This window comes from Faecalicatena contorta, from assembly GCF_001404335.1.
Lineage (GTDB): Bacteria > Bacillota > Clostridia > Lachnospirales > Lachnospiraceae > Faecalicatena > Faecalicatena contortus_B.
Map to the genome: position 1 here is coordinate 1 of NZ_CYZU01000096.1, position 10,244 is coordinate 10,244.

Here is a 10,244-nt window from a genome sequence, read left to right on the forward strand (position 1 = left end):
GAGCCGGAAACGCCGGACAGCAGTTTAGATAACGCTGTCCGGCGTTTCCGGCTCTTATCTGATATGGGGAATTCTTTCCGGCCATCCTTTGATATTGCCGTTCAATATCGCGTGAAACATTCTTTCCCTTGCACCGGGATGCTCCGTATTGAGCTGTTTTACCAGTTCTTTCGCATACTGCCTCTTGGTATATCCGTCAACAGGACATTTGCTGTTCACTACGGGCAGATGATACTTATTCTTAAACCCGATCACATCCGCTTCATCGATAAACATAATGGGCCGGATAACGGTCAAATCCATGCGGTCCAGATAAGTCTTCGGTGAGAAGGAATGAAATCTTCCTTCAAAGATTAATGAGAGCAGCATAGTTTCAATAATATCGTCCTTGTGATGGGCGTACGCAACCTTATTGCAGCCCATTTTTTTAACTGCATCGTTAAGCGCCCCCTTGCGCATCTTTGCACAGAGTGAACATGGATTGGCTTCTTTTCGCACATCAAACAGAATGTGATAGATCTCAGAATCCACAATATGGTAGGGCACTTCCAGTTCCATGCAAAGCTCTTTGATAGGAGTTAAATCGAAGTTCTCGAATCCCAGGTCCACCGTGACAGCACTGAGTTCGAACTGTTTCGGATAAAACCGTTTCAGGCCATGCAGGGCATAGAGCAGCGTAAGGCTGTCCTTTCCGCCGGAAATTCCCACTGCAATATGATCGCCTTCCTGGATCATGGCATATTCATCGACTGCCTTACGTGTAAAACTTAATAATCTCTGTAACTGCATCTATTTCTAAATCCTTTCATCGTAATTTCCTGCCAAAACTCAGACTATATTATTATAGAATGTCTTCCTCTGAAATACAAGAAAATTCACAGATGTGAAAGACGAAAAAGTCGCTAAAAAATCGAAAATTGCTGTTCTGAAAATAGTTCACTAAGCAAAAAAAGTGTGATATAATATGAACAAGTGTATCTGGAATATTTTACCGGCTAACGCTTCCCGATATACAAAAACTAAAGAATAAAAAGAAAGGAAGGAAAACGGAGTAAAATATGGAGATGAACTTTAGATTGATCGGAGATGAGGTCTGGTCAGAACATATCCACTGGAAACTGCATTCATTTGAGAGTGTGTCACTGATATATGATTTAATGACAGGTATGCTGGTGGATGAGTATAAAAAGCTGCTCAGAAATGGGGAGGCGAAAATCATTCAAAATGAGCTTGCAGAAGGTAAACAATGCGAAATTCTAATTGAAGAAAATGAAAAAATCGCAGAAAACTTATGCAGGCATATGAATATAAAAAAAGACGAAGGAGTAATGGCAGTATTTTTTGATTCCTTCTATCGGCTGCTTCAGCTTGCCACAATAACCAGTTACCACACGGCGCTGAATAATATAAGTAAAACCAACGTGGATAAATGTCTTGCCGTGTGCAGGGATTTCAGCTGTGAGATGCTGTCTGCCGGCAATATGATCCGGAAGGAAGATAACGGCTGCTATGCCAAAGATGTCGATATTATACTTAAAAATATGCACAAAGTATTGGCGGTTTTTATTGAGAAAGCCGCAGAATATGGGAAGTATTTTTTAAATTATAAAAAATATTCATGAATTAAAATAGACAGTATTGTTTTTTTCATGTAATCAACGGGTGAGCACCTACCGTATGTGAGGCTATTTTCTTGCATACGGTATTTTTTGCCCTGAGGAGTTCTTAAAATGTACAGTAAAAACAACAAGACGGAAAATATAGCAGTAACACTAATAAAGTTCTGTACGCCGCTCATTTTAAGCGGAATCCTGCAGCAGCTTTATAATTGGGCGGATGCATTTATCGTTGGCAATATAGCCGGCGAGACCGCACTTGCGGCAATTGGCTCCACAACTACGGTCATCAATCTGTTTCTAACTGCGATCACTGGATTTACACTCGGGCTTTCTATTTTATTTGCGCAGAAATATGGCGCCGGAAAAGAGAACCATCTCCCCAAAATACTTTCGGTGTTTTCGGTGATAATCGGCGGGATTTTTCTGCTCGTCTCACTCATAGGCATCATCGGAGCTTTTCCATTACTCCAGATGATGAACACGACACAGGACACCATTCATATGGCAAAGGTATATCTGCAGATCATACTGGTCGGGATACCGATACTGGCGGTCTATAATGTTTACGCTGCCGCGCTTCGCGGAATCGGAAACAGCCGTGCTCCATTCAGCGCTGTTTTGTTTTCTTCCGTCGTGAATGTGATACTGGATATTATGTTTGTGGGCGTATGGCATGGGGGTGTGGCCGGGGCGGCAGCGGCAACAGTGATTTCACAGGCCGTTATGACGGTATTTATTATCATTTACAGTGTAAAAAAGTATCCCAGCCTGCGTTTCAAGATTCAAGAGTGGAAGCCGGAACGCTCTGTTCTTCGTGAGGGGCTTCATCTAGGAATCCCTCCTATGATTCAGGCCTGTATCAGTTCTTTAGGCGGCCTTATCCTGCAGAATTTCATGAACGGATTCGGCACACAGACGGTTGCGGCGATTACTACGGCATATCGTGTGGATACAATGATACTTTTGCCGATTATTAATCTTGGTTCGGGAATTTCTACGATCGTTGCCCAAAGCTATGGGGCAGGTAAGAAAAAGCAGACTACAAAGACCGTATATGTGGGAACAGCGATGATGCTTTGCGTGTCTTTATTGCTCACATGGCTGGTAGTAGAAGCCGGAGGAGATTTAATCTCCTTGTTTGGGGTAAGCCCTGAGGCAGTAGAGATCGGAAGAAATTTCTTCCGGAAAATCGCTGCTTTTTATGCTGTTTACGGCGTTGCGATGTCGATACGCGGTTACATAGAAGGAATCGGGGACGTGCTGTTCTCAAGCATCGCCGGGATTATTTCACTGATTTCACGCATTGTGTTTTCATATGCTTTTGCCGGCATATGCGGAAATATGATCATTGCATATGCCGAAGCCGGTTCGTGGGGCGTTTTATTGCTGCTGTATGTATTCCGTATACTGTGGAAGAAATATTGGGCATAATAATGAAGAATATCATAAATTGTATTTGACATTGTTAACTGTAATATGTATAATTACAGTTAACAATAAGAGGGATACTACGAATTCCAATATAAAATAATCAGAATCTGGGAGTGGCATTATGGAGAAAAAAAGAGAAAAAGAAACAACAGCCGGTTTTACCGATGGATATGTCGGGACATATTATTCAGAGGAGAGCAGAGGGATATACCGTTTTTCTTTTCATGAAGAGACTGGAGAACTGACAGCACCTGAACTTTTTTATGAGGCAAGGAATTCCAAATGGATTTCTTTAAACAATGATCGGATGGTGATTCCTGATGAAAAGGCAGGAAAGGCGGGAACCTGTTTTCTGGAATTAAATCACGGATCGGTGAAAAAATGTGACGGCGAGGTGCTGCAGGAACACCAGACGCCTTGTTACATCGAACAGGAGGAAGACTTTATCTATACAGCCAACTACCATGAAGGCACCGTTATGATCTATCAGACAACAGAGGAAAAACCTGAGGTCGTGAAGCGGATTAAAAATGGAGAGGGCGCCGGATGCCACCAGATTCTGCTTCATGACTCGTATATTATGGTACCCTGCCTTACGCAGGACAGAATCCGGCTCTTCGACAAAGAGAAAGGATTTGCCCCTGCCGGAGAGATCAGCTTTCCAAAAGGCAGCGGTCCAAGACACGGTGTTTTTAATCAGGCCCACACCCGGCTCTATGTTGTGAGTGAATGGAGTAATGAACTTTTTATTTTTAAAGTTTGCGGCAGAGAGTTTTTGCTGGAGCAGACATTTTCTGTTCTCCCCCAAAATGAAAAGACCGGGGAACGGCCCAGGGCCGCTGCAGCGGCGGCAATCCGGCTAACGAAAGATGAGAAATTTCTATATATATCAGTGAGAGAAAGAGAATTGCTGGCAGTTATCGATGTAAGTCATGACAAAGCCACCGTCATACAGCACGTATCCTGTGGCGGGAAACATCCGCGTGACTTTATTTTAAGCAAAAATGAAAAGTTTCTGCTTGTGGCAAACCGCCTGGAAGGTGGAATTGTATGTATTGAGAGGGACTGTGATACAGGAAAATTAAAAGGAGTGAGAAGCCGTATAGAGATGCCGGAAGGGGTATCGCTTGTACTGGCATAACAACGATAGATTGATTATAAGGAGGTATTTCGATGAGGAGAACAGAAATAGGAGTCATTGGACTCGCGGTAATGGGAAGAAGCCTTGCCCTGAATATGGCTGACCATGGATTTAAAGTAGGAGGGTACAACCGGAGCCGGGAGGTGACCGATGAACTTCTCAGGGAGCATCCGCATGAGAACTTTGTTCCTTTTTACGATATGAAAGAGCTTGTAGAATCACAGGAACGTCCGAGAAAGTTTCTGATTATGGTAAAGGCCGGAAAGCCTGTTGATATGGTAATTGAGCAGCTTCTTCCGCTTATTGATGAGGGAGATATGATTCTGGATGGCGGGAACTCTTTCTTTGAAGACACAAGAAGGCGGGAGAAAAGCCTGCGTGAAAAAGGAATCCTTTATTTTGGAACTGGTGTTTCCGGAGGAGAGAAGGGAGCGCGTTTTGGCCCCTCTATCATGCCGGGAGGAGACAAAGAGGCATACGGCCATATCTCCCCGATCCTGGAAGCAATCGCAGCAAAAGCACAGGGCGAGCCATGCTGTGCCTATATGGGTCCGGACGGCGCCGGCCACCACGTTAAGATGGTGCACAATGGGATTGAATATGCAGATATGCAGCTGATTGCAGAAGCTTATCTGCTCCTTAAATACGCAGGCGGTTTTACAAATGGAGAGCTGGCCGATACATTTGCAGAGTGGAACGAAGGCGAACTGAAGAGTTATCTGATTGAAATTACAGCAGGTATCTTCCGGGAGAAAGATGATTTTACAGACAAAGAGCTGGTGGATTATATTCTGGACAGTGCAGGACAGAAGGGAACCGGCCGCTGGACCAGCCTGGAATCCCTGAAACAGGGCGTGAACGTATCCATGATAACAGCGGCATGCAATGCCAGGATTATGTCGAACCGTATTGAGGAGAGAAAGACAGCCAGAGATTTGTTCGATAGCCCGCAACCAAAGCCGGCTCCTGAGAAGACAGCATTTAAAAAGCAGGTAAGAGAAGGGCTGTACACAGCCAAAATCGCAGCCTATGCGCAGGGATTCGAACTGCTTTCCCATGCATCCGGGGAATATGGATGGGATCTGAATTATGGCAGAATCGCATCGATTTTCCGTGCCGGCTGTATCATACAGGCCCAATTTCTGGATGATATTACAAGGGCGTTTGAGAAAAATAGCGCGCTCAAGAATCTGATGATGGATTCCTTCTTCATGGACGGTGTGAACCGTGGGCAAAGAAGTCTCCGGGATATCATGTGCATGGGAATTCAGAATGGGATTCCGCTGCCGGCAATGAGCCAGGCTGTGGCGTATATCGATGCTTTCAGAGGGATGCCTGTAGGGGCGAACCTCATTCAGGCACAAAGAGACTGCTTTGGGGCACATACCTACGAGCGGACTGACAGGGGAGGAATCTTCCATCACGATTGGAGGTTTTAAAATGTGTAAAGAACAGATTTTTACAATCTTTGGAGGTACCGGAGATCTGACATTCCGCAAACTGATACCGGCATTTTATAATATGGAGGCTTTTAAAAACGAGGACCTTTGCACACAAATTGTCATCATCGGAAGAAGAGACTACACGAGTGGGGAATACCGGGAGATGGCCCGCAGGTGGGTAGAAAAATTCGCAAGACTCGGGTATAAAGAGGAGATCTATGAGAGGCTTGCAGGGAAAATGACTTACTACCGTATGGATTTCACCGATGAGTCAGCTTATGTTGATCTGGATGCATTTTACCGGAGAATGGGTGATGTAGAGCATATCTTTTATTTTGCAGTAGCTCCCAGGTTCTTTGAAATTATCGTAAAAGGGCTCCAGCTGGTATCCGGCGCCGGGAACGGCAAGGTCGTGATTGAGAAGCCTTTTGGCGAAAATCTTCTGGCAGCGGCGAGTTTAAATGCAACGATGGAGACTTTCTTTAAACAGGACCATATTTATAGAATTGACCATTATCTTGGAAAAGAGATGGTCAGAAATATACAGACTATCCGTTTTGCAAATCCAATTTTCAGTAATGTCTGGAACGCACGATATATCGACTGCATTCAGATTTCTGCGCTGGAAGAGGTAGGCGTGGAGACAAGAGGCGGCTATTATGACCACAGCGGCGCTTTGAAAGATATGATGCAGAATCATCTGTTCCAGATCCTCACCATTGTAGCCATGGAACAGCCGGAGAGTGCAGCTGCAGAAGATATGCACCGGGAGCAGATGAAGGTACTGAACGCGCTCCATATGCCTGAAGATATAAAAGAGAATATTGTTCTGGGACAATATGAGGGCTACCGCGGGGAACCTGCTGTTGATTCGGAATCTGACACGGAGACGTACGCAGCAGTCCGTCTGATGATAGAGAATGAGCGTTGGCATGGAATGCCATTCTATGTCCGCACCGGAAAAAAGCTTGGGAAGCGGGAGATGCAGGTTGCAGTCGTATTTAAAAGCCCTGTGCCGGGAGTGGAACCGGATATATTGAATATTAAAATACAGCCCACAGAAGGCGTATATCTTCAGTTTAATATAAAGAAACCCGGAGAGTCAGAAGAAGTGGTTCAGGCTAAAATGGACTTCTGCCAGAATTGTTCCTTTATCAATCAGATGAATACACCTGAGGCATATGAAAGGCTGATTGGCGCATGTATCCGTGGGGAGCGTTCCTGGTTCTCACAATGGGACCAGATAGAAACGAGCTGGAAATACGTGGACGCGATCCGGGAGCAGTATCATAAAAATTGTCTTCCAGTACATTTATACCCTCAGGGAAGCGCAGGCCCGAGAGCCGCAGACAAACTGCTTGGCGATCACGGGCACGAATGGTTTGAATAATATTTAGTGAAACAGCGCTTTGTCAAAAGATTCGTGGTAAGCGCTGTTTCAACTTAAATATTAAGGTTCCCGCAGTTTCACAGCCCCCGCAGCCTGCCTGCGCCTGTTCTCATCGATAGCCGCATAATGCTTTTTCGTAGTATTAACATCCTTGTGTCCTAAAACATCAGCCACAAGATAAATATCGCCTGTTTCCTTGTACAGGGCGGTACCATAGGTGCTGCGCAATTTGTGCGGCGTGATTTTTTTATTCGGCGTAATCTGGCGTGCGTACTTCTTCACCATATTCTCAACGGCCTGAACCCCCATCCGTTTTCGCTGGGTTGATAGAAACAGTGCATTTTCATGGCCGGAGAGGGCAGTAACAGACTTTCTTGTTGTATACAGATACATCTTCAGTGCATTTTCAACCTCTTCACCAAAATAAACAACCATTTCATTCCCGCCTTTTCGGGTAACCTTAACTCCATTGTTCTTAAAATCCACATCCTGGATATCAAGCCCAACACATTCAGACACACGAATCCCGGTACCCAAAAGCAGCGTTAAAATTGCCAGATCCCGGTTCTTTGTTTTTTCAAAATACACTTTACGCTGACCGGTCAGGTCATCGCCGCCGTGTTCAACATATTCCAACAGAGAGGCTACTTCATCCGTATCCAGACGTATAATAGCCTTATCATGTAACTTCGGCATGTCCACAAGCAAAGTGGGATTCTTCTCAATAACCTGATGTTTAAAGTAATAGGCATAGAAGCTGCGGAGTGCTGACATCTTGCGCGCCAGTCCCTTTTCTGTATTCGTAATTTGCTGATCCTCAGAGCCTGTGTAAACCTTCAGATATTCCTGATATTCCTCAATATCAACCGGCTCGATGCGTTCCAGATCCTTCGCGGTAAACTGATCCATGGTATAGTCTTTATAAACAGGATTATTCTCCATTAAAAAATGGAAGAAAACGCGGATATCATAGGCATAAGATATCCGTGTTTTAGCAGAACTTTTAGGTTCTATAGCACGGAAATAGTCCCTGGCAAATGGCGGCATTGTCTTAAGAATTTGCCTGAGACGCAGGGTATTGTCTATGTAAGTCTGTTCATGATATGTTTTCGGATCCTGTGCGGACATGTTAAAATTCCCCCTTAATGTTATAAACCCCTTATAGTTGAGGTAATTATAGCATGGATACGGATCTCTGTCCATATCTATTGGAAAAATCAGTATTTGTCGTATAGATTTATTTATCTCATACGATATCTCTTCATTTATTAATGCGGAGTTTTCTGAAGCAAACCTTTCCCCTATATATCAGTATATCAAATGAGGCAGCCTGCACATATTCGTACAGGCTGCCTCTGGGTGAGTTTATATATCAATACATAGGGATGTATATTGATACCTTTATCTAATTATCTATAAAGAAATCAAGTAATGAACAGGTTGATTATTTATTTATAAATTCTGTATCGTTGTAAGCGATCATCAGATTCTGGCCTGCCTGAATGTCATCTGTACTCAGTGAATTCATCTCTTTTAACACCATAACATATTCTGAGACGGAACGATAATCTTCTGTAATATATTCTTCTGCAATATCCCATAGAGTATCTCCGGGCTGAATCTCAATACTCTTGTAATACTTAAAGTTAACAGGCTCTTCTGAACGTTTCTCATGTGCTGAAATCAAAAGATTTCCAAACAAAGCGCATGCCGCAAATACAATGAATACTGTTGCAATAAATAGAACCAGCATACTCCTGATATGTCTCTCGTTCTTTTTGATAGTCTGTGCTTTTGCATAATTTCTTTCTCTCTGCATTAGTAATTCCCCCGTTAAAACTCCCTAATAATTAGTTGCTTATTCGTTTTGCGAACAGCTGTTCTCTATAGCTAGAATTATATAACACGAACACATGTTTGTCAATACTCGCGTTTCATTTTTCGAACATATTTTCGTAACAAGTGTTTGCTTTTTAAAAACAACTATGATACTATATTTATAGAATGAGTTGAGCGTTGGCTTTAACGGATTAAGGAGGGCTATATGTCACAGGGTAAGATCAGCAAAAAGCAGCTGGAGATATTAGAATACATAAAAGCACAGATATTAGAACGGGGATTTCCCCCTGCTGTACGTGAGATTTGTGAGGCTGTCAATTTAAAGTCCACTTCCTCTGTACACTCTCATCTTGAGACACTGGAGAAGAACGGATACATAAGGCGTGACCCCACGAAGCCCAGAGCCATAGAGATATTAGATGATACATTTAATCTGACCAGACGCGAAGTTGTGAATGTCCCGCTTGTCGGCCGTGTCGCCGCAGGAGAGCCGCTGCTGGCACAGGAGAACATAGAAAACTACTTCCCCATTCCCATGGAATTCATGCCCAACAAGCAGACCTTCATGCTGACTGTAAAAGGAGAAAGCATGATTAATGCCGGGATCCTGGATGGCGATATGGTGCTCGTTGAACAGGATCATACCGCTTCCAACGGTGACATGGTGGTTGCACTTGTAGAAGACGGAGCCACAGTCAAAACCTTCTATAAAGAAGAAGGAGTATACCGCCTGCAGCCGGAGAACGACTACATGGAGCCTATCATCGTAAAGGAAGTATCCATCTTAGGAAAAGTGATCGGGGTTTTCCGATTTTTTTAAAATCCGGAGGCAAAATGGTATTTCCGAATTGTATTCAAAAAGACATGCGCAAAACTGAAATGCTGCATGTCTTTTTATCCTCTTATCTCCTGGGAGAATACCGCCGACCGTTACCGGCGGTTCGCTCCAATCAGTCTTTCTTAATCTGTTCCACGATATATTCGCTTATCTGCGGCGGTTCCAGAAATGGCCGTGCAAGATAATATCCCTGCATATAATCTACACCCAGTTCGATCACCTTATGCATCTCCTGTTCCGTCTCGATTCCTTCCGCAATGACTTTAATATTTCTTTCCTTAGCATAGGATATGGTATTTTCCACGATCTTCTGCTTATCAATATTATCATGGATACCGGATATAATCTCTCTGTCGATCTTAATATACTTAGGGGCAAGCTCCAGAAGGATTCTCTCACCATTATATCCGCTCCCGTAATCGTCCAGGTTACTATTCACAGTCGATTAGGGCATGACAAATAGAGCGGGTGTCATTTCCGCTTGATTTTTCATATTTGAATCGACTTTCAAAGAGGAGGTGATGAGGAAAAAACTTCTTCAACT

General features: G+C 43.7%; 10 protein-coding genes. 6 read left to right on the forward strand and 4 right to left on the reverse strand.

The window, feature by feature from the left end; all coding sequences use genetic code 11:
• Window positions 1-54: 54 nt before the first annotated feature.
• Entirely contained in the window at window positions 55-789 is a 735-nt protein-coding gene (locus tag ARB69_RS24835; protein WP_050642294.1) for a tRNA 2-thiocytidine biosynthesis TtcA family protein, read from the reverse strand.
• A gap of 269 nt (window positions 790-1,058) precedes the next feature.
• Here ARB69_RS24835 and ARB69_RS24840 point away from each other — a divergent pair, with 269 nt between their 5' ends.
• The 5 genes from ARB69_RS24840 (at window position 1,059) to zwf (ending at window position 7,023) form a co-directional block, all read left to right on the forward strand.
• Window positions 1,059-1,622, forward strand: a complete 564-nt coding sequence (locus tag ARB69_RS24840; protein ID WP_050642295.1) for a hypothetical protein — start codon at window positions 1,059-1,061, stop codon at window positions 1,620-1,622.
• Between the two features lie 108 nt (window positions 1,623-1,730).
• The gene (locus ARB69_RS24845) at window positions 1,731-3,050 is read left to right on the forward strand and encodes an MATE family efflux transporter (protein ID WP_055155327.1); all 1,320 of its coding nucleotides are present in this window, start codon (window positions 1,731-1,733) and stop codon (window positions 3,048-3,050) included.
• Window positions 3,051-3,171: 121 nt separating this feature from the next.
• On the forward strand, window positions 3,172-4,191 hold the full coding sequence (locus ARB69_RS24850) for a beta-propeller fold lactonase family protein (RefSeq protein ID WP_055155328.1): 1,020 nt from the start codon (window positions 3,172-3,174) through the stop codon (window positions 4,189-4,191).
• 32 nt (window positions 4,192-4,223) lie between these two features.
• Window positions 4,224-5,630 (forward strand): NADP-dependent phosphogluconate dehydrogenase, encoded by a 1,407-nt coding sequence (gndA, locus tag ARB69_RS24855; protein ID WP_055155329.1) that lies wholly within the window; start codon window positions 4,224-4,226, stop codon window positions 5,628-5,630.
• 1 nt (window position 5,631) lies between these two features.
• Window positions 5,632-7,023 carry a glucose-6-phosphate dehydrogenase gene (zwf, locus tag ARB69_RS24860; protein ID WP_055155330.1) on the forward strand — a complete coding sequence of 464 codons (1,392 nt, stop codon included), beginning with the start codon at window positions 5,632-5,634 and terminating at the stop codon, window positions 7,021-7,023.
• A 60-nt stretch (window positions 7,024-7,083) separates the two neighbouring features.
• On the opposite strand, the gene ARB69_RS24865 is transcribed toward zwf, so the two are convergent.
• Together ARB69_RS24865 and ARB69_RS24870 are read right to left on the reverse strand one after the other, a co-directional pair.
• Window positions 7,084-8,151: a tyrosine-type recombinase/integrase gene (locus ARB69_RS24865; protein ID WP_050642300.1), complete on the reverse strand. Its 1,068-nt coding sequence runs from the start codon at window positions 8,149-8,151 to the stop codon at window positions 7,084-7,086.
• A gap of 316 nt (window positions 8,152-8,467) precedes the next feature.
• A complete protein-coding gene (locus ARB69_RS24870) occupies window positions 8,468-8,842 on the reverse strand; it encodes a LysM peptidoglycan-binding domain-containing protein (RefSeq protein ID WP_070102572.1) in 375 nt (124 codons plus the stop codon).
• Window positions 8,843-9,067: 225 nt separating this feature from the next.
• Here ARB69_RS24870 and lexA point away from each other — a divergent pair, with 225 nt between their 5' ends.
• Window positions 9,068-9,682 carry a transcriptional repressor LexA gene (gene lexA / locus ARB69_RS24875; RefSeq protein ID WP_050642301.1) on the forward strand — a complete coding sequence of 205 codons (615 nt, stop codon included), beginning with the start codon at window positions 9,068-9,070 and terminating at the stop codon, window positions 9,680-9,682.
• A 130-nt stretch (window positions 9,683-9,812) separates the two neighbouring features.
• Here the strand turns inward: lexA and ARB69_RS24880 are convergent, their stop codons facing one another.
• Window positions 9,813-10,139, reverse strand: a complete 327-nt coding sequence (locus ARB69_RS24880) for an EAL domain-containing protein (protein WP_055155331.1) — start codon at window positions 10,137-10,139, stop codon at window positions 9,813-9,815.
• Window positions 10,140-10,244: the final 105 nt, after the last annotated feature.

Excerpts from the sequence above, each read along its gene's own strand:
- ARB69_RS24835 (WP_050642294.1), bottom strand. The coding sequence starts at position 789 with ATGCAGTTACAGAGATTATTAAGTTTTACACGTAAGGCAGTCGATGAA.
- ARB69_RS24840 (WP_050642295.1), top strand. The coding sequence starts at position 1,059 with ATGGAGATGAACTTTAGATTGATCGGAGATGAGGTCTGGTCAGAACAT.
- ARB69_RS24845 (WP_055155327.1), top strand. The coding sequence starts at position 1,731 with ATGTACAGTAAAAACAACAAGACGGAAAATATAGCAGTAACACTAATA.
- ARB69_RS24850 (WP_055155328.1), top strand. The coding sequence starts at position 3,172 with ATGGAGAAAAAAAGAGAAAAAGAAACAACAGCCGGTTTTACCGATGGA.
- gndA (WP_055155329.1), top strand. The coding sequence starts at position 4,224 with ATGAGGAGAACAGAAATAGGAGTCATTGGACTCGCGGTAATGGGAAGA.
- zwf (WP_055155330.1), top strand. The coding sequence starts at position 5,632 with ATGTGTAAAGAACAGATTTTTACAATCTTTGGAGGTACCGGAGATCTG.
- ARB69_RS24865 (WP_050642300.1), bottom strand. The coding sequence starts at position 8,151 with ATGTCCGCACAGGATCCGAAAACATATCATGAACAGACTTACATAGAC.
- ARB69_RS24870 (WP_070102572.1), bottom strand. The coding sequence starts at position 8,842 with ATGCAGAGAGAAAGAAATTATGCAAAAGCACAGACTATCAAAAAGAAC.
- lexA (WP_050642301.1), top strand. The coding sequence starts at position 9,068 with ATGTCACAGGGTAAGATCAGCAAAAAGCAGCTGGAGATATTAGAATAC.